We start from the raw sequence: 18,977 nt of genomic DNA on the forward strand, positions 1-18,977 counted from the left end.
GACCGGCGGCTCCTTTTCTCTTGTCTGCCACGATCTTGCCGACCGCCGACCGCGCCGCGACCGTCTTGCCTCCACGGCGCGCCTGGGCCCTGCGCCCGGTCGCGGCCGCGGTCCTGATGACGACCGCGGGAAGCGGCGTGCTGATCGAGGCGGCGCGCGCGCAGACGCCAGTCGCCGGGCCCGGCCTGCAGGTGAGTCCGGAAACGGGCGCGCGCTTCGGGCCGCTGATCAAGGCCGACGACGGCGGCGGGCCGCTGGTGATCGAGGCCGATCGCCTGTCGGGTCGGCCCGACCTGGAAACCCTGGCCGAAGGGGCCGTCGAGTTCCGCCGCGGCCCGCTGGTCCTGAAGGCCGACCGGGTCGAGTACCAGCAGCAGAGTGACCTGGCGCGCGCCACCGGCAACGTCGAGATCTCGCGCAACGGCAATGTCTACCGCGGCCCCGAGGTGCAGCTGAAGGTCGACCGTTTCGAAGGCTACTTCCAGTCGCCGAGCTACCACTTCGGCCGCACCAACGCCGGTGGGCAGGCCGACCGCTTCGACTTCCTCGACGAGAACCGGGGCATCGCCTACGGTGCCACCTACACCAGCTGTCCGGCGCCCGATCCGGCCTGGCTGCTGAGCACCGACCGCGTGCTGCTCGACACGGCAGCCGAGGAGGGTACGGCCGAGGGCGCGGTGCTGCGGTTCTATGGCGTGCCGATCCTGGCCGCACCGACGCTGAGCTTCCCGCTCACCGAGAAACGAAAGTCCGGCTGGTTGCCGCCGAGCATCAAGCTCGACAACAAGAGCGGCTTCGAGCTCGGCGTGCCCTACTACTGGGACATCGCCCCGAACCGCGACGCGACCCTGACGCCGTCGGTCATGACGCGGCGCGGCGCGGCGCTCGACACCGAGTTCCGCTATCTCGAGCCGGGCTACCTGGGCCGCGTTCAGGCCTATGCGCTGCCCGACGATCAGGTCGCCAATCGCTCGCGCTGGGCCCTGAACCTCGGCCATGAGGCACGCTGGGAAGGCGCGACGGTCGGCGAGATCGACTACGGCCTGGCGCTGCAGCGCACCTCGGACGACAACTTCTGGAAGGATTTCGCCGGCACGCTGCCCAGCCTCACGCCGCGCCTGTTGCCGACCGATGCCTACGCGCGGCGCCGCTTCGATCACGGCTGGGGCGACACCGTGGCCTACACCCGGGTGCAGACCTGGCAGGTGCTGCAGGATATCGATCCGGCCAGCCGCATCGTCTCGCCCTACCAGCGCGAACCGCAGATCGGCCTGCGCCAGCGCGGCGCGTCCGGCGGGCTCGAATGGCAGTGGGAGACCGAGGCGAACCGCTTCTCGAACGACGACCCCAGCCTGCAGACCGGCTCGCGCCTGCACGCCCTGGGCTCGCTGGCACGCCCCTGGTCGCCGACCGGTGCGCCCGGCTGGACGCTGACACCCCGGGTGTCGTTCAACGCGGCCAGCTACGACCTCGACCAGTCCCTGGCCGATGGCCGTCGGCGCGCGTCGCGCGTCATCCCGACGGTGTCGCTCGACAGCGCATGGATCTTCGAACGCGACAGCACGGCCTTCGGGCGCGAACTGACGCAGACACTGGAGCCGCGGCTGTTCTATGTCAACACGCCCTACCGCGACCAGACCGGCCTGCCGAACTTCGACAGCGCGGCCAACGACTTCAACTTCACGTCGATCTACTCCGACAACGTGTTCTCCGGCGTCGATCGCGTGTCGGACGCGAACCAGGTGACCGCCGGCGTGACCACGCGCTTCCTCGACCGCACGACCGGCGCCGAGGCGCTGCGGCTGGGCATCGCGCAGCGCATGCTGCTGCGCACGCAGCGCATCACGGCCGACGGCACGCCGATCACGCAGCGCTGGTCCGACCTGCTGCTGCTCGGCTCCACCAACCTCGTGCGGAACTGGTACTTCGACAGCACGGTCCAGTACAACTCCGACACCAGCCGTGTCGCGCGGTCCATTTCGAGCGTGCGCTACTCGCCCGGGCCCTTGCGCACCCTCAGCACCAGCTACCGCTACACGCGCAATGCCAGCGAACAGGTCGAGCTGGGCTGGCAGTGGCCGCTCAACGCGCCGGCGCGCGAGCACGCCGCCGCCGTGCTGGCGCGCGATGCCCAGATGCTCGAGGACTTCGAGGGCCGCTCGCGGCTCGCGCCGCTGTCCGGCTGCCCGGGCGCCTGGTACACCGTGGGGCGCGTCAACTACAGCCGCCGCGACTCCCGCATCACCGATTCGATCGTCGGCTTCGAGTACGACTCGGGATGCTGGATCGGCCGCATCGTCGCCGAGCGCCTCTCCACGGGGCGCAGCCAGGCGACCACCCGGCTGCTGTTCCAGCTGGAGCTGATCGGCTTGTCGCGGCTGGGGTCCAACCCGTTGAAGGTGCTGAGGGAGAATGTGCCCGGTTACCGTTTGCTGCGCGACGACAGTCCGGTGGTCGCGCCGGCCCTCTCGACCCCCTGAGCTGCTGTCATCGATGTTGCCGAAGTCTTCTCCCCCTTGCGCCAGAGGGCTGCTGCTCGCGCTGCTCTGCAGCCTCTTCGTCGCGAACGCGGTCGCGCAGCCGTCGCCGGTCCGCTCGGCCGACTACATCGTCGCGATCGTCGACCGGGAACTGGTCACCAACGCCGAAGTCCAGCAGCGGCTGGCGGCGCTGCGGCGCGAGGCGGCTCAGGGTGGGCAGGCGCTGCCGCCTGACGACGAATTGCGCCGCCGCATGCTCGACACCCTGATCGACGAGCGCGCCCAGCTCAGTGCGGCGCGCGAAAGCGGCGTGCGCATCGACGAGGCCGAGCTCGACCGCACCGTCGGCAACGTCGCCGCGCAGAACCGCATCACGCTGGCGCAGCTGCGCGAGCGCCTGCAGCGCGACGGCATCGAGTTCTCGCGCTTTCGCAGCAACCTGCGCGACCAGTTGCTGCTCGAGCGGGTGCGGGAACGCGAGGTCCAGTCGCGCATCAAGATCAGCGACAGCGAGGTCGAGACCCTGCTGGCCAGCCGTGCCAGCGGCGTGGCGCCGCCGCAGTTCAATGTCGCGCAGCTGCTGATCGGCGTGCCCGAGGGCGCCGGCGAGGCCGAGCTGGCGCCGCGGCGTGCGCTCGCCGAGCAGGCTCTGCAGCGCGCCCGCGGCGGCGAGGACTTCGCGCGTCTCGTCAACGAGCTGTCGACCGGGTCGAAGGAACAGGGCGGGGCTCTGGGCCTGCGCACGCTCGATCGGCTGCCCGACCTGTTCGCCGACGCCGTGCGCGATCTGCGCAGCGGCGCCATCGTGCCGCAGGTGCTGCAGTCGGGCGCCGGCTTCCATGTGCTGAAGGTCGTGGAGCGGCGCGACGGCGGCATGATGGTGCCGCAGACGCGCGCTCGCCACATCCTGCTGCGGACCTCGGCACAACTGACGCAGTCGGCCGCCGTGGCCCGGCTGGCGGAGTTCAAGCAGCAGGTCGACAGCGGCAAGGCCAGCTTCGCCCAGCTCGCGCGCGAGAACTCCGAGGACGGCAGCGCGGCCCAGGGCGGCGAACTCGGCTGGGCCTCGCCGGGCCAGTTCGTGCCGGAGTTCGAGGAGGCCATGAAGGCCCTCGGCATCAACCAGGTGTCGGATCCGGTGGTCTCGCGGTTTGGCGTGCACCTGATCCAGGTCCTGGAGCGTCGCAGCGTCCCGGTCGACCGCAAGCAGCAGCGCGAGATCGCGCGCAATGTCCTGCGCGAGCAGAAGTTCGAGAGCGCCTACCAGGAGTGGGCGCGCGATGTGCGGGCCCGCGCCTACGTGGAGATGAGGGAGCCCCCGCAGTGAGCGTGAGGTCGGTGACGGTGGCCCCGCGGCAGGCGTGAAGCACATCGCCCGCAAGCGCTTCGGCCAACATTTCCTGTCCGATGCGGCAGTGGTCGATGCGATCGTCGGCCTGATCGACCCGCGACCTGGGCAGGCCCTGGTCGAGATCGGTCCGGGTCTCGGCGCGATGACCGATCCGCTGGTGGCGCGCTGCGAGCGCCTCACCGTCGTGGAACTCGACCGCGACCTGGCGGCGCGGCTGCGGCGGCGGGCCGAGCTGCAGGTGATCGAATCCGACGTGCTGCGGGTGGACTTTGCCGCGCTGGCCACGGCCTCGGCGGGCCGGCTGCGGATCGTCGGGAATTTGCCCTACAACATCTCGACCCCCATCCTCTTTCATCTGCTGCCGGCCGCGGCGCAGGTCGAGGACCAGCACTTCATGCTGCAGAAGGAGGTTGTCGAACGCATGGCCGCCGCCCCGTGCAGCAAGGACTATGGACGGCTCAGCGTGATGCTTCAGTGGCGCTACGACATCGAGTCGGTGCTCGACGTGCCGCCCGAGGCTTTCGAACCCCCGCCGCGCGTGAATTCGGCGGTGGTCCGCATGCTGCCGTTCCCAGCGCCGCCTGCGGTCGATGCCGCGCTGCTCGGCGAGCTGGTGGCGACGGCGTTCTCGCAGCGTCGCAAGCTGCTGCGGCACACGCTGGGAAAGTGGCTCGAGTCGCGCGGCTTCAGCGGGACCTTCGACACGCAGCGCCGCGCCGAGGAAGTGCCGGTGGCCGATTACCTGGCTCTGGCTCTGGCCCTGGCGCTGACGCCCGGCGAGCGCTGAAACGACAACGGACCCCTCAGGGCCCGTTGTCAGGGTCGGCCGCGTGCGAGATCGTCAGGCCGCGACCAGCCACCCCGCCGTGTCGAACGCGCTGCTCATGAAGGGCAGTTGCACGCTGATCACGCCGGCCGGCGTCTTGGCCGGCTTCGCGTCGTTCTGGGCTTCCATCGCCCGCTCTCCCTGCCCGATGTCCGGGGAGCGGGCTACTGAAAAGAATAGAAGCACCTGAAGGGTATCTTGCGTTCCCCCCAGAAGTCGGCGGCGTCGCGGAAGACGTCGAGCAGCTGCTCGCGGGCCTCGCGATCGAATTTGGCATTGTCGGGCAGCTGTTCCAGCACCACCACGAAACCCGGCTGGCTGCCCGACTTGTGTACCAGGTCGGTCATGCAGTCGAACAGCGCATCGAGGTTCTTGCCGAAATGCGTCGGGAACAGGAAGGCTTCGGCGATACCCTCCAGGACTTCCTGCTTGGACTGGGCCGATCCCAGATTGGCGTACAGGAAATGCTGGCCGAGGTCTTGCGCGGCAAGCTGCAGATCTTCCACGCGGAATGCGCGGATGGCCTGCACGATGTTGGGACGGACGGTGTGCAAAGGCATCATGGTCGAAATCCCCCTCGTTCCTTGTTGGTGGTAGGGCTCACTGCGCGATGAGGCGGAAGCTCGCGTAGTGATCGTCGGTGTAGTAACAGGCTTCGGGCGCGGTGGCTTGCTGGCCTCCGCACACGATCCTCCGGGCCCCCCGATCGCGGGACCCTGGCGTTTGCACCGTGTACTCACGGTAGTAGCCGCGCGGATGGCGCGGGAGCAAACGCTCCCGGTTGCCGAACACGATGCCGTCTTTCGAGTACGGGAAGGGACCGCCAGCGTGGATCAGCCGTTGGGCCGTCTGCGCCTCGACAGGTAGTGAGGACAAACTCACTACCGCTCTCGGCGCCGAGTCCTTCGCCTGGGTCACGAAACCGATGGATGTCGCTCCGACCGACGCTGCCGCGAGCAAGGCAACGGCAACCAGCCGCCAAGCAGATCCCCGGTGTGACCGACCGGTGAAGACCACGGGTTATCCCTGAAATTCGAAGCCCAGATGGTACTGAATTGGGGCCGATACCTCAAGGGCCTGCCTCAAATTTCAGCAGTGCCTAGGGGGAAATCAAGATTTGTTTGTGTGCGCAAACTTCTTGAAATGGTCTTGAATATCGGAAAACTTGACGACCTTCTCGACACTGACTTGCGGGGCGCCCGCCGCCGTGGGTCCGTGGAGGGCGGTGCGAGGGTCGACGGCGCTCAGCGGACGGCGTTGATGTCGGCGACCGTCAGCGCTGTCAGGTTCACGATCCGCCGCACCGTGGCGGACGGCGTCAGGATGTGCACCGGCTTGGCGGCGCCGAGCAGCACCGGGCCGATCGCAATGCCGCCACCGGCTGCGGTCTTGAGCAGGTTGTACGAGATGTTGGCGGCGTCGATGTTCGGCAGCACCAGCAGGTTCGCTTCTCCCTGCAGTGTGCTGTCGGGAATCTGGGCACTGCGTTGCGAGGGATCGAGCGCAGTGTCGCCGTGCATCTCGCCGTCGACCTCCAGCCAGGGCGCCTGCGCGCGCACCAGCGCGAGCGCCTCGCGCATCTTCAGCGCCGAAGGCTGGTTGCTGGAGCCGAAGTTGGAGTGGCTCAGCAGGGCCGCCTTGGGCACCAGGCCGAAGCGCTTCATCTCCTCGGCCGCCATCACCGTGATCTCGGCCAGCTGCGCCGCGGTGGGGTCGTAGTTGACGTGGGTGTCGACAAGCATCACCTGGCGGCCGGGCAGGATCAGCCCGTTCATGCAGGCATAGGTCTTGGCACCCGGTCGCAGGCCGATCAGCTCGTCGATGTGCTTGAGGTGCATCGCCGTCGTGCCCCAGGTGCCGCACAGCATGCCGTCGACCTCGCCCTTGTGCAGCAGCATGCCGCCGATCAGCGTCAGCCGCCGCCGCATCTCGATCTTCGCGAACTGCTGGGTCACGCCGCGCCGCGCCATGATGCGGTGGTAGGTCTGCCAGTAGTCGCGGTAGCGTTCGTCGTTCTCGGGGTTGACCACGTCATAGTCGCGGCCGGCCTGCAGCCGCAGCCCGAAGCGCTCGCAGCGCTGCTCGATGACCGGCGGGCGGCCCACCAGCGTCGGCCGCGCCAGATCCTCGTCGATGATCACCTGCACCGCGCGCAGCACGCGTTCTTCCTCGCCCTCGCAGAACACCACGCGCTTGACCTTGGCACGCTTGGCGACGTTGAAGATCGGCTTCATCGTCGTGCCGGAGGCGTAGACGAAGGCCTGCAGCTTCTCGCGGTAGGCGTCGATGTCCTTCACCGGCCGTGTGGCCACGCCCGAGGCGGCCGCCGCCAGCGCGACGGCCGGCGCGATCTTCATCATCAGGCGCGGGTCGAAGGGCTTGGGGATCAGGTACTCCGGCCCGAAGCTCAGCGTGGCGCCGGCGTAGGCGGCGGCCACCACCTCGCTCTGTTCGGCCTGGGCCAGGTCGGCGATCGCGTAGACCGCGGCGACTTCCATCTCGTCGGTGATGGTGGTCGCCCCCGAGTCCAGCGCGCCCCGGAAGATGTACGGGAAGCACAAGACGTTGTTGACCTGGTTCGGGTAGTCGGTGCGGCCAGTGGCCATGATGGCGTCGTCGCGCACCGCCTTCACGTCCTCCGGCGAGATCTCGGGGTTGGGGTTGGCCAGCGCGAAGATCACCGGCCGGGCCGCCATCTTCGCGACCATGTCCTTCTTCAGCACGCCGCCGGCCGACAGGCCCAGGAAGATGTCGGCACCAGCGATCGCCTCCATCAGCGAGCGCTGGCTGGTGGGCTGGGCGAACTCGGCCTTGTCGGGGTCCATCAGCTCGGTGCGTCCGCTGTAGACCACGCCGGCCAGGTCGGTGACCCAGATGTTCTCGCGCGGCAGCCCCAGCTTCACCAGCAGGTTCAGGCAGGCCAGCGCGGCCGCACCGGCGCCCGACGTGACCAGCTTGACCTTGGCGATGTCCTTGCCGACCACCTTCAGGCCGTTGATCAGCGCGGCACCGACCACGATCGCCGTGCCGTGCTGGTCGTCGTGGAAGACCGGGATCTTCATGCGTTCGCGCAGCTTGCGCTCCACGTAGAAGCAGTCCGGCGCCTTGATGTCCTCGAGATTGATGCCGCCGAAGGTGGGCTCCAGCGCGGCGATGCAGTCGACCAGCTTGTCGAGGTTGCGCTCGGCGATCTCGAGGTCGAACACGTCGATGCCGGCGAACTTCTTGAACAGCACGCCCTTGCCTTCCATCACCGGCTTGGCCGCCAGCGGGCCGATGTCGCCCAGGCCCAGCACCGCGGTGCCGTTGGTGACCACCGCCACAAGGTTGCCGCGCGAGGTGTAGCGGTAGGCGTTGGCCGGGTCGGCCACGATTTCTTCGCAGGCGGCGGCCACGCCGGGCGAATACGCCAGTGCGAGGTCGCGCTGATTGACCAGCTGCTTGGTGGCGGCGATCGCCACCTTGCCGGGCGTCGGGAACTCGTGGTATTCGAGCGCGGCCTGGCGCAGTTCCGCACTCTTTTCTTCGTTGGTCAGCATGGTCTGGCTTTCCGTGTTGGGAGGCGCACCGCACGAGGGGCAGCGGGCCGGGTCGACGATTGTAAGAAGACCCCCTGTTGCGGCCAGAGCGGCTTGCGCAGGGCAGTGTTGCAAATCCCGGAGGTAACGGCCATGCGCGAAACTGCTTACCTCTTTCGCTTGCGAGCTCTCGATACTGAGGCTATGGCCGATGCCGATGCCCCCGTCGTGCCCGCGCCGCTCGCTTCACGCTGGCGGCGCCTGCTGCCGTGGGCGCTGCTCGTGCTACTGCTGGGCGTGGCCCAGACACTGCTGCTGGCACTGACGGTGCAGCACGAGAACAACCGCGAGCAGGAACGCGTGGAGATGGCCGCCGCCTCGGCCGCGGCCAACGTGCGGCAACTGCTCCTGCGCGACGTGCAGAGCCTGCAGGCCCTGCTGTGGAACGACCCGCAACCTGCCCAATGGCGCTCCGACGCGGCCGACCTGCTGCGTGCGCGGCGCGAGATGCTGCGCATCGAATGGCGCAGTGGCGCCAACGTGATCGAGACGGCCGCCGATTCGCCCTATGGCGGGCCGCTGTTCGTCAGCCTGGCGCGCAGCGACCTCGATCTGGACACGCAGGCCGCGTGTGCGGACGCGCAGCGGCTGGCGGCGCCGGCCTGGTCGCGCAGCTACTTCGTGCCTCAGCCCGGCGGACTCGGGGTCGAGGTGATCGACGTCTGCCTGCCGATCGGTCCGAATGGCGAGCGCGGCGCGATGGTGGCCACGCTGGCGCTCGGCGGGGTGATCGACGAAGCCGTCGCGCCTGAACTGGCGCGCAGCCACGAGCTGTCGTTCGTCGAGGGTGACGGTACACGCCTGGCGCGCGGAGGGCTGACGCGCGGGGCCGGCGTCTATGTCACCGAGCGCCTGGTCAACCTGTCGAGCCTCACGCTGGCGTTGCGGCTCGACAGCGCGGCCGGCGCGCCGCGACTGATCCCCAACGTGGCGACCTCGCTGGTGCTCGGCCTCTCGCTTGCGCTGGCGGCGGTGGTGGCGCTGCTGGCGCGCGACGTGCGCCGCCGCGCGGCGGCGGAGCAGCGCCTCGGTGAGGAGCTGACGCTGCGCCGCGCGATGGAGGACTCGCTGGTGACCGGCCTGCGCGCGCGTGACCGGCAGGGCCGGGTCACCTACGTCAATCCGGCCTTCTGCAAGATGGTGGGCTTCAGCGCCGAGCAGCTGGTCGGGCAGACCACGCCGCCCTACTGGCCGCCCGAGATGCTCAGCGCCTACGAGGCGCGCCAGGTGCAGCGCATGGCGCAGGGCGTGCCGGCGCACGAGTCGCGCGACGGATTCGAGACCACCTTCATGCGCGCCGGCGGTGAGCGCTTCCCGGTGCTGATCTTCGAGGCGCCGCTGGTGGGCCCCGACGGGCTGCAGAGCGGCTGGATGAGTGCGGTGCTCGATCTCAGCGCGCAGCGCCGCGTCGAGGAGCGCGCGCGCCAGCAGCAGGAGCAGCTGCAGGCCACCGCCCGGCTTGCCAGCGTCGGCGAGATGGCCTCGCTGCTGAGCCACGAGCTCAATCAGCCGCTCGCGGCCATCGCCAGTTACGCGACCGGCTCGCTGAACCTGATCGACGATGCCGGCGAGCGACCCGATCCGCCGAGCGTGGCGATGATCCGCGAGGCCACGCAGCACATCGCCGAGCAGGCCGAGCGGGCCGGCCGCGTCATCCGCAGCGTGCACGACTTCGTGCGCCGCCGCGAGCAGAGCCGCGAGAGCCTGAGCTGCGACCAGCTCGTGGAGGCGGTGATGCCGCTGCTGCGCCTGCAGGCGCGCAAGTGCGGCGCGCGCATCGAGTTCGAGTTCGGCAGCCCGTCACCGCGCGTCGTGTGCGACCGCACGATGGTCGAACAGGTGCTGCTCAACCTGACCCGTAACGCGCTGCAGGCAATGGTGGGCGAGCCGGCGGAGCGCCGCGTGGTGCGGCTCGGCGCCCGCACCCACGGCGCCTGGGTGCGGCTGAGCGTGACGGATCACGGCCCCGGCATCGAGCCCGAGGTGGCGGCCCGGCTGTTCACGCCCTTCTTCACCACCAAGGCCGAAGGGATGGGGCTGGGCCTGAGTCTGTGCCGCACGGTCGTCGAGCAGCACGGCGGGGCCCTCGACTTCACGACGCTGCGCGACGGCGAAGGCCGCGTGCGCGGCACCTGTTTCGAGTTCACACTTCCGGCTGCCGGGCCTGCTGCCTCCCCGGCTGCGGCCCCTCCGGGCGTTCTCGATGGAGTCTCTGCATGAGCCATGGCGTGCTGCCGGCCACCGCGCCGCTGGGTCTGCCGGTCGTCCACCTCGTGGACGACGAGGCGGTGGTGCGCAATGCGATCGCCTGGCTGCTGCGCACGCGCCGGCTGCTGGCCGAGCCGCACGAATCGGCCGAGGCCTTCGAGGCCATGCTGGCGGCGCGCGGTGACGCGATCCTCAGCGCCCCCACCTGCGTGCTGCTCGACATGCGCATGCCCGGCGGCATGAGCGGGCTGCAGCTGTTCGAGCGGCTGATCGAGCAGCGCCTGCTGGCGGTGATGCCGGTCATCTTCCTCACCGGCCACGGCGACGTGGCCACCGCGGTCGCGGCGATCCAGCAGGGCGCGTTCGACTTCGTCGAGAAGCCGTTCTCCGACAACAGCCTGGTGGACCGCATCGAGCGGGCGCTGGCCGCCAGCCGCGCGACGCTCGAGGCGCGCCGCGCCGGCGCGCTGATGCGCCAGCGCCTGACCGAGCTCACCGAGCGCGAACGCGAGGTGATGATGCTGGTGATCGACGGCCGCCCGAACAAGCTGATCGCGCATGCGCTGGACATCAGCGTGCGCACGGTCGAAGTGCACCGCGCGCGCGTGTTCGAGAAGATGGGCGTGAAGTCGGCGGTCGAGCTGGCCAACGTGCTGCGCGAGCACGGCGCGCAGCGGCCGCCCTGAGCCGGGCGCGGCTGCCGGCGCCGAGGTCCGCAGCGACAATGCGGCCATGAGCCTCGGCGAGTTCGACCTGATCGCGCGCTATTTCGGCCGTCCGACCCGCCGCGCGGCGCTCGGGCCGGGCGACGATTGCGCGCTGCTCGCGCTGCGGCCCGGCATGCAGCTCGCGGTGTCCTGCGACATGCTGGTCGAGGGCCGGCACTTCCTGCCCACCGTGGACCCGCGCCGCCTGGGCCACAAGGCGCTGGCGGTCAATCTCAGCGATCTCGCGGCCTGCGGCGCGCAGCCGCTGGCCTGCACGCTGGCGCTGGCCTTGCCGCGGGTCGACGAGGCCTGGCTCGACGGCTTCTCGGCCGGGCTGTACGACCTGGCCGACGCGCACGGCTGCGAACTGATCGGCGGCGACACCACCGCCGGCCCGCTCAACCTCTGCATCACGGTGTTCGGCGAGGTTCCGGCGGGCTCCGCGCTGCTGCGCAGCAGCGCGGAGCCCGATGACGAGATCTGGGTCAGCCATGCGATCGGCGGGGGGGTCGGTGACGCGCGGCTCGCGCTGGAGGCCTTTCGCGGTCAGGTGTCGCTGCCTGGCGCGGTGTTCGAGCGGGTGCGGCGCGCGATGGAGCAGCCGCAGCCGCGCGTGGCGCTGGGTCTCGCGCTGCGTGGCGTGGCCAGTGCGGCGGTCGACGTGTCGGACGGCTTGCTCGGCGACCTGTCGCACCTGCTGCACCGCAGCGCCGTCGGCGCCAGCATCGACGTCGGCCGCGTGCCGCGCAGCGCCGACCTCGCGGCCCAGCCACTGGCGCTGCAGCGCCTGTGCACGCTGGCCGGCGGCGACGACTACGAGCTCGTCTTCACGGCGCCGCCGGCGGCCCATGCGCGGGTGCTCGAGGCCGCGCGCGGGGCCGACGTGGCGGTGAGCCGCATCGGCCGCATCGAGCACGAAGCCGGACTGCGCCTCCTCGACGCCGACGGGCAGGCCGTGGAGCGCGTCTGGGCCTCGTTCGATCACTTCTCCGCATGAACAGCGAGCGGCCGCAAGCGTCCTCGGCGACGACCCCGCGTCGCGCGACCGCGGCCTTCCTGTGGGCCCATCCGGCGCACGCCATCGCGCTGGGCTTCGGGGCCGGCCTCAGCCCGGTCGCGCCGGGCACCGTCGGCACGCTGTGGGCCTGGGTCAGCTTCGTGGTGCTCGATCGCTGGCTCGACGCCGGGCAATGGGCCGTGCTGCTGCTCGGCAGTGCGGCGCTGGGCTGGTGGGCCTGCACCGTCACCGCGCGCCATCTGCAGGTGGCCGATCCCGGCGCCATCGTCTGGGACGAGGTGCTGGCCTTCTGGGCCGTGCTGTGGCTGGTGATGCCGGCCGGCCTGCTCGGCCAGGCGCTGGCCTTCGCGCTGTTCCGCTACTTCGACGCCGCCAAGCCCGGCCCGGTGGCCTGGGCCGATGCGCGGTTCAAGCGGCGTCGTGACGGGCCGGGCATCGGCTGGGCGCAGGGCTTCGGCATCCTGTTCGACGATGGCGTGGCCGCGCTGTGCACGCTGCTGGTGATCGCGCTGTGGCGCTTCCTGGTCTGAGCGGCCGATGAGCACGCGCGGGCTCGATCTCGCCGACCTGGAGCCGCTGGTGCTGCAGCTGGCTGCCGCGCTGCGGGCGCGGCACTGGCGCGTGGCCACGGCCGAGAGCTGTACCGGCGGGCTGGTGGCCGCCGCCTGTACGGCCGTGGCCGGCTCCAGCGATTGGTTCGAAAGGGGCTTCGTCACCTACAGCAACGAGGCCAAGGTTCAGTCGCTCGGTGTGGCGGCCGCGCTGATCGAGCGACACGGTGCGGTGAGCCGCGAGGTCGCGCTGGCGATGGCCGAGGGAGTGCTTCGGCAGGCGCCGGCCGACCTGGCGCTGAGCGTGACCGGCATCGCCGGTCCCGGCGGTGCGGTGCCGGGCAAGCCGGTCGGCACGGTCTGGCTCGGTCTGACGGTGCGCGGCCAGGCGCCGCGGGCCGAGTTGCTGCAGCTGTCGGGCGATCGCACCGGCATCCGCGCGCAGACCGTGCAGCGAGCGCTGCAGCGCCTGCTGGAGGCCGCGCGTCCGTGAGCCTGCTGCTGGCCTGCGATGTCGGTGCCGACGAAGCCGAGACCTGGCGCGCGGCGCTGGCCGCCGCGCTGCCCGGCGAACACCTGCTGACATCGAGCGCGGGCGCTGCCGACGACATCGAGGTCGCGATCGTCGCGAACCCGCGGCCCGGCGCGCTGGCCGGGCTGCCGCGGCTGCGCCTGATCCAGTCGCTGTGGGCCGGCGTCGACCGCCTGCTGGCCGACCCGACGCTGCCGGCCGGTGTGCCGATCGTGCGCATGGTCGATCCGGCAATGAGCGCCGCGATGGCCGAGACGGCGCTGTGGGCGGTGCTGGCGCTGCACCGCGGTTTCTTCCGCTACGCCCGACTGCAGGGCGAAGGACGCTGGGCGCCGCACGGCCAGCGCCGCGCCGACGAACAGGTGGTAGCGGTGCTGGGACTCGGGCAGATGGGCCGCGGCACCGCGCTGCGGCTGGCGGCGCAGGGCTACCGGGTGCGGGGTTGGAGCACGAGGCCGACCGCCATCGAAGGCATCGAGACGCATGCCGGCGAGGCCGCGCTCGACTCGCTGCTGGCGCAGGCCGACATCGTGCTCAATCTGCTGCCGCTGACGCCCGCCACGCGAGGCCTGTTCGACGCCGCTCGCCTCGGGCGCATGAAGACCGGCGCCGGCCTCGTCAACCTGGCGCGCGGCGCGCACGTGGTCGAGGCGGACTTGCTGGCCGCACTGGATGCCGGGCGGCTGCGCCACGCGGTGCTCGACGTGTTCCAGACGGAGCCGCTGCCTGTCGGGCATGCGTTCTGGTCCCACCCCCGCGTTACCGTGCTGCCTCATGCGGCCGCGCAGACCGATCCACGCAGCGCGGCCGGCGTGGTGGCGGCCAACCTGCGGGCCTGGCGGGCCGGCCGCCCGTTGGCAAATCTGGTGGATCGCCAGCGCGGCTATTAGGGCTTGTCAGAGCGCCAGCCGGCTGAAGTCGGAGTCCAGCCGCACCGCCTGCACCTGCGGTGCGGTCCAGTCGCGGATCCAGTCGGCGAACAGGGCCTCGGGCATCGGCTTGGCAACGAAGTAGCCCTGCGCCTCGTCACAGCCCAGCGCCTGCAGCAGCTTCCAGGCCTTGGCGGTCTCGATGCCCTCGGCCACCACGTTCAGGCCGAGGTTGTGGGCCAGGTCGATGGTGGACCGCACGATCTTCGCGTCGTCGAGATCGCGCTCCATGTTGAAGACGAAGCTCTGGTCGATCTTCAGCTCGTCGACCGGCAGGCGCTTGAGGTAGGCGAGCGAGGAGTAGCCGGTCCCGAAGTCGTCGATCGACAGCCTGAAGCCCATCGCGTGCAGCCGCTCCAGCGTCTGCAGGGCGCGCTGCGGGTCGTCCATGATCGCGCTCTCGGTGATCTCGAGACACATCGAGCCTGGGTTCAGCGCCAGGGTGTCGATCAGGCGCTGCATCTTGGCCGGCAGGTCCTGATCGAGCAGGTCGCGGGTCGACAGGTTCACCGAGATCTTCAGGGCCGGCGCACCGGCGTTCATCTGGCGCAGCACCATTGCGCTGCGCTCGATCATCCAGCCGGTCAGCACGCGGATGAAGCCGGTCTGTTCGGCGAACGGTATGAACTTGCCCGGCGGCACCAGGCCGCGCTGCGGGTGCTGCCAGCGCACCAGCGCTTCGGCGCCGAGCACCGCGCCGGTGGCAAGCGAGATCTTGGGTTGCAGATAGAGGCGCAGCTGGTCGCGGTCGACCGCGGTGCGCAGCTCGCTCAGCAGCGACAGCGATTCGTCGCTGCTCATGTCGAGTGCCGCGTCGTAGACCTTCACGCCGAGCTGGTGCTGCTTGGCCGCGTACATCGCCAGCTCGGCGCGGCTGACCAGCGAGTCCGCCTCGACGCCGTGCGCGGGGCAGCAGGCGATGCCGATGCCGGCACCCAGGTCGACGGTGTGGTCGTCCAGCGAGATCGGGCGCTCGAAGGCGCGCTGGATGCGCTGCGCGATGCCGAGCGCGAGCGCGATGTCGGCGCTCGGCATCAGCATCGCGAACTCGTCGCCACCCAGGCGCGCCACCACGTCGTTGCTGCGCCGGGCCTCCTGCGTCAGGCGCTTGGCCACCTCTTGCAGCAGCCGGTCGCCGAAGCGGTGTCCCAGCACGTCGTTGACATGCTTGAAGCGGTCCAGGTCGAGCATCAGCACCGCGCACGGTTCGTTGCGGGCCTGTGCGTGCTGGATCGCGGCCCGCAGGTCGGCGCGGAACTGCTCGCGGTTCGGCAGCTGCGTGAGCCCGTCCTCGAAGGCCAGCCGGCGCACCTCGCCTTCCCGTTCGCGCACGGCCAGGCGCATGGTCTCGAAGGCCTGCGCCAGCTCGCCGATCTCGTCGTCCGTGCGCGCCGGCACGGCCTGCTCGTAGTCGCCCTGGCCGAGCCGACGTGCCGAGCCGGCCAGTGTCTTCAACGGGGTGGTGATGCGGCGCGCGGTGTAGACGCTGACGACGGCGAACACCGCGATCGCCACCAACGTGAAGGCCAGCAGGATCCACTGGAGGCGCCGGTAGGGCGCGGTGGCCTCGTCCAGCGAGCGCATCAGCACGGCCACCGTCTGCGGCTCGCCCTCGCGGCCCAGCGCCATGTCTCGGGCCAGCAGGTGGCCGCTGAGGCGGTTGCTGCCGTCGTCACTCAGCGTCAGGGTGGCGTGGCGCTCCTTCTGCGACATCTGGTGGGTGGCCTGCGTCGCGCGCGCCACAAGCCATTGCTCGACGAGCTGCGGCGACGCCGCCGGGTCCAGCGTGGACTGCAGCACGTCCCAGCGCGGCGGGCTCCCGCGCTGCGTGAGCAGCGCGACGTCGATCGACGACAGCTGCTGCATCTCCTGCAGCAGGCTCGCCTCGATGCGGAAGCCCATCGCGACCCAGCCGATCGTCAGCGGCGCCTTCACCGGCACGGCCACCAGCTGGTAGGGCTCGCCGTCCAGCAGGACCAGGCGCTGCGTGGCGTCGGGCGCCGTGGCCAGCTGCCGCAGCGTGGGCAGGAAGCGCTCGGCGCCGTCGTGCGTGGCGGCCTTCAGGTTGAAGCGGGCATCGGTGAACACCGCCAGGCTCGCGCCGATGCGGTCGCCCTGGTTGGCCAGCGCGGAGGCCAGCGTCTCGCCGTCGTTGCTTGCCACGGCGGCGCGGAAGCCGAAGTCCGATGCCAGCAGCCGCGCGGCATCGGTGAGCCGCCCGGCGTTCTGCGCCAGCAGGCGCTCGAACACCCGCTCGGCGGTGCGCAGCTCGGCGTTCACGGCGCTGCGGGCGTTGACGCTGATGCTGTTGCCGATCAGCAGCAGGCTGGCCAGCTGCACCACCAGCAGCAGGCCAAGGAACAGCGCGACGATGCGGAACTGCAGGCGCTTGGGCGTCAGGAAGGCCGGCAGCGGCATCTCAAGGAGCCTTCGCGTTCAGCTTCACCGCGGCGGTGGCGGGGGTGCTGCCGAGCTTCAGTGGCTGGACCGGCGCCGGCCCGTCCACACCCAGCAGTGCGTGCCAGGTCTGCAGCTGGTGGTCACCGGCGGGCAGCTCGAGCTGGGCGCGCCCGGCGCTGTCGGTACGGGCGAAGTAGGGCGTGTCGACCACCCGGACGTAGGCGGTCATCGCGTCATGGATGTTGCAGCCGAGCACCGCGGTGCCGGGCTTGTCGAACAGCACCGGCGCAGCCGGCGTGCCGGCGTAGAGCTTGAGTTCGAAGGTCTTGGTCGGCGAGAACGAATAGACGTGGTGGCGCACCGTGTCGAAGTTCGGAAAGCTGACGGCGGTGCCCGTCTGCACCGCCAGCACCGCAGGCGTGAAGCGCTTGTTCCTCTGGCCCAGCTCGGCGCTGGCCCCGGGGGATGCGGTGGGCGGGGTGCCCTTGACCTGCACCGCCACCACGGCGTCGGCCAGTGGCGTGCCCTCTTCGTCGGTCACCGTGATCACCAGCGGCACGGCATGGGCCGGCAGGCCGGCCAGCAGCAGGAGCAGGGGGGGCAGTCCGAACAAACGGCGGTGCAGAGGCTTCATGGACGGGCAGGAGGCGATGGCGGCCGATCCGGGCCGGCCGCCGCGCATGATGCGCGAGCGCAAGCAACGGGGTGTCAGCCAGGGATATCGGCCGCGCGCGGACGTCCTGTAGACGCGGCGACCCGACGCCTCAGGCCTGCAGCACGAGCCGCTGCGACGGGGCGCCGCGCGGCAGCTGGGCCGCCTGCATCGATCCCGCCAGCTGCAGCGCCAGCCGCTGCAGGCCGATCCAGGGGTCCTGCGGCCACTGAGGGTGCTTCAGACCCTTGACCAGGCCGTCACAGACGTGGGCGGCCTCGATCAGGTGTTCGATCGTGCCGTCGGCCAGCCGCGGCAGCGCGCGCTCGAAGAGGCGCTCCTTGAGGCCCCAGATGCGGTTCTCGCGCAGCGCCATCGGCAGCGGCTTGCCGGCCGCGACAGCGTCCTTGCAGCGACGCAGTGCACGGATGTCCTCGGCCAGCGTCCAGTGCACCAGCACGGCGGCTTCGCCCTCGGCGCGCAGGCCGTCGAGCATGCGCAGCACGCGCGAGACCTGGCCGGCCAGCACCGCCTCGCCGAGCTTGAAGACGCTGTAGCGCGCCACGTTCAGCACCGCCGCCTCGACCTGCTCGAAGCTCAGTTCGCCGGCCGGGTAGAGCAGGCCGAGCTTGGTGAGCTCCTGCTGGGCCGCCAGCAGGTTGCCCTCGACGCGGTCGGCAAAGAAGGCCAGCGTGCGCTGCCCCTCCTCGTCGGCGGCGACGCGCTGGTTCTGCGCCGCCAGGCGCTGCGCGATCCACTGCGGCAGCGCCTGGCGCTCCACCGGGTCGAGGCGCAGCGTCACGCCGGCCGATTCCAGCGCGCCGAACCAGGCACTGCCCGATTGCTGGCGGTCCAGCCGCGGCAGCGTGACCAGCGTCACCACGCCTTCGGGCAGATGTTCGCAATAGTGCTGGAGCGCCTGCGACCCGTCCTTGCCCGGCTTGCCCGACGGGATGCGGATCTCGACGATCTTGGCCTCGGCGAACAGGCTCATCGAACTGGCCGCGCCGAGCAGCGAACTCCAGTCGAAGTGCGCGCCGGCGACGTGATGGACCTCGCGCTCGGTGTGCCCGGCATCGCGCGCCGCGGCGCGGATGGCGTCGCTCGCCTCCAGCGCCAGCAGCGGCTCATCGCCGTGCAGCGTGTACAGCGGACGCAGGCCCCTCTTCAGATGCGCATCGAGCTGGTCGGGCTTGATCTGCATGCGGATGCGGAACCGATGGGGCGAGGCGGGTTCAGGGCGCCGGCACGGCGGCGAGCTGGCGCATCACCTGGTCGACGATGTCGCTCTGCATGCCGCGGTAGAGCATGGCCTCTTCCTGTTCCTTGGCGAGTGCGTTGGTCTCGTTGTAGCTCATGTCGCGGCTCAGCAGCAACTCGGTGTCGCGGATCAGCAGCCGCCCGCCCGGCGTGCGCAGGCGAAAGCGCAGCCGCGTGCGCAGCGTGAACTCGCGCACCTGGCCGGCGGCGGTCTGCGCGGCGACCGACTTGTCGCGCACGTCCTCCAGCGCCTCGAGCACCACCTGGGCCTGCGCCGGCGACTCGACCACGCGCGTCGTGCCGCTGGCCTCGATGCTGCGCCGCAATTGCTCGGTGAACGGCGAGCGCTGCGGGAAGCCGACCAGCTGCACCGTCGAGAAGCTCAGCTTCGGCGGGCGGCGCAGCTGGAAGCCGCAGCCGGACAAGGCAAGGGCCGACAGCGCGAGCGCGGCCTTCAGCGTGGTGCGACGGGGCATGGGCGGCAT

The 18,977-nt window shown here is 70.7% G+C and carries 16 protein-coding genes; 9 read left to right on the forward strand and 7 right to left on the reverse strand.

Annotation, left to right across the window (positions count from 1 at the left end; translation table 11 throughout):
* The first annotated feature begins 20 nt into the window (after positions 1–20).
* The 3 genes from C1M51_RS10260 to rsmA are packed head-to-tail and all read left to right on the forward strand — an operon-like array spanning position 21 to position 4,618.
* On the forward strand, positions 21–2,480 hold the full coding sequence (locus C1M51_RS10260) for an LPS-assembly protein LptD (RefSeq protein WP_129449541.1): 2,460 nt from the start codon (positions 21–23) through the stop codon (positions 2,478–2,480).
* A gap of 13 nt (positions 2,481–2,493) precedes the next feature.
* Positions 2,494–3,807: a peptidylprolyl isomerase gene (locus C1M51_RS10265; protein WP_129449543.1), complete on the forward strand. Its 1,314-nt coding sequence runs from the start codon at positions 2,494–2,496 to the stop codon at positions 3,805–3,807.
* 34 nt (positions 3,808–3,841) lie between these two features.
* Positions 3,842–4,618, forward strand: coding sequence for a 16S rRNA (adenine(1518)-N(6)/adenine(1519)-N(6))-dimethyltransferase RsmA (gene rsmA / locus C1M51_RS10270; RefSeq protein WP_129449545.1), 777 nt, complete (start codon positions 3,842–3,844; stop codon positions 4,616–4,618).
* A 203-nt stretch (positions 4,619–4,821) separates the two neighbouring features.
* On the opposite strand, the gene C1M51_RS10275 is transcribed toward rsmA, so the two are convergent.
* From C1M51_RS10275 to C1M51_RS10285, 3 genes are all read right to left on the reverse strand, one after another.
* The gene (locus C1M51_RS10275; RefSeq protein ID WP_011827806.1) at positions 4,822–5,220 is read right to left on the reverse strand and encodes a barstar family protein; all 399 of its coding nucleotides are present in this window, start codon (positions 5,218–5,220) and stop codon (positions 4,822–4,824) included.
* Positions 5,221–5,257: 37 nt separating this feature from the next.
* A complete protein-coding gene (locus C1M51_RS10280) occupies positions 5,258–5,674 on the reverse strand; it encodes a ribonuclease domain-containing protein (protein WP_129449546.1) in 417 nt (138 codons plus the stop codon).
* Between the two features lie 227 nt (positions 5,675–5,901).
* Positions 5,902–8,196, reverse strand: a complete 2,295-nt coding sequence (locus C1M51_RS10285) for an NADP-dependent malic enzyme (protein WP_129449548.1) — start codon at positions 8,194–8,196, stop codon at positions 5,902–5,904.
* A 183-nt stretch (positions 8,197–8,379) separates the two neighbouring features.
* Here C1M51_RS10285 and C1M51_RS10290 point away from each other — a divergent pair, with 183 nt between their 5' ends.
* Genes C1M51_RS10290 through C1M51_RS10315 form a run of 6 tightly spaced genes read left to right on the forward strand, consistent with a single transcriptional unit; the run spans position 8,380 to position 14,141 of the window.
* Positions 8,380–10,455, forward strand: a complete 2,076-nt coding sequence (locus C1M51_RS10290; protein WP_242499647.1) for a nitrogen regulation protein NR(II) — start codon at positions 8,380–8,382, stop codon at positions 10,453–10,455.
* On the forward strand, positions 10,452–11,129 hold the full coding sequence (locus C1M51_RS10295) for a response regulator transcription factor (protein ID WP_129449552.1): 678 nt from the start codon (positions 10,452–10,454) through the stop codon (positions 11,127–11,129). The genes C1M51_RS10290 and C1M51_RS10295 overlap by 4 nt, the downstream gene beginning before the upstream one ends.
* A gap of 46 nt (positions 11,130–11,175) precedes the next feature.
* Positions 11,176–12,147 (forward strand): thiamine-phosphate kinase, encoded by a 972-nt coding sequence (thiL, locus tag C1M51_RS10300; RefSeq protein ID WP_129449554.1) that lies wholly within the window; start codon positions 11,176–11,178, stop codon positions 12,145–12,147.
* A complete protein-coding gene (locus C1M51_RS10305; RefSeq protein ID WP_129449556.1) occupies positions 12,144–12,698 on the forward strand; it encodes a phosphatidylglycerophosphatase A in 555 nt (184 codons plus the stop codon). The genes thiL and C1M51_RS10305 overlap by 4 nt, the downstream gene beginning before the upstream one ends.
* 7 nt (positions 12,699–12,705) lie before the next feature.
* Positions 12,706–13,212 (forward strand): CinA family protein, encoded by a 507-nt coding sequence (locus tag C1M51_RS10310; RefSeq protein ID WP_129449558.1) that lies wholly within the window; start codon positions 12,706–12,708, stop codon positions 13,210–13,212.
* Positions 13,209–14,141 carry a glyoxylate/hydroxypyruvate reductase A gene (locus tag C1M51_RS10315; RefSeq protein WP_129449560.1) on the forward strand — a complete coding sequence of 311 codons (933 nt, stop codon included), beginning with the start codon at positions 13,209–13,211 and terminating at the stop codon, positions 14,139–14,141. Before C1M51_RS10310 ends, C1M51_RS10315 begins: the two co-directional genes overlap by 4 nt.
* A 6-nt stretch (positions 14,142–14,147) precedes the next feature.
* On the opposite strand, the gene C1M51_RS10320 is transcribed toward C1M51_RS10315, so the two are convergent.
* From C1M51_RS10320 to lptE, 4 genes are all read right to left on the reverse strand, one after another.
* Positions 14,148–16,598: an EAL domain-containing protein gene (locus C1M51_RS10320; protein WP_129449562.1), complete on the reverse strand. Its 2,451-nt coding sequence runs from the start codon at positions 16,596–16,598 to the stop codon at positions 14,148–14,150.
* Between the two features lies 1 nt (position 16,599).
* Entirely contained in the window at positions 16,600–17,214 is a 615-nt protein-coding gene (locus C1M51_RS10325; protein ID WP_242499648.1) for a methylamine utilization protein, read from the reverse strand.
* Positions 17,215–17,344: 130 nt separating this feature from the next.
* Positions 17,345–18,436: a DNA polymerase III subunit delta gene (gene holA / locus C1M51_RS10330; protein ID WP_129449564.1), complete on the reverse strand. Its 1,092-nt coding sequence runs from the start codon at positions 18,434–18,436 to the stop codon at positions 17,345–17,347.
* A 31-nt stretch (positions 18,437–18,467) separates the two neighbouring features.
* Positions 18,468–18,977, reverse strand: coding sequence for an LPS assembly lipoprotein LptE (gene lptE / locus C1M51_RS10335; protein WP_129449566.1), 510 nt, complete (start codon positions 18,975–18,977; stop codon positions 18,468–18,470).

It is taken from the genome of Methylibium sp. Pch-M, from assembly GCF_004136295.1.
Classification (GTDB): domain Bacteria; phylum Pseudomonadota; class Gammaproteobacteria; order Burkholderiales; family Burkholderiaceae_C; genus Methylibium; species Methylibium petroleiphilum.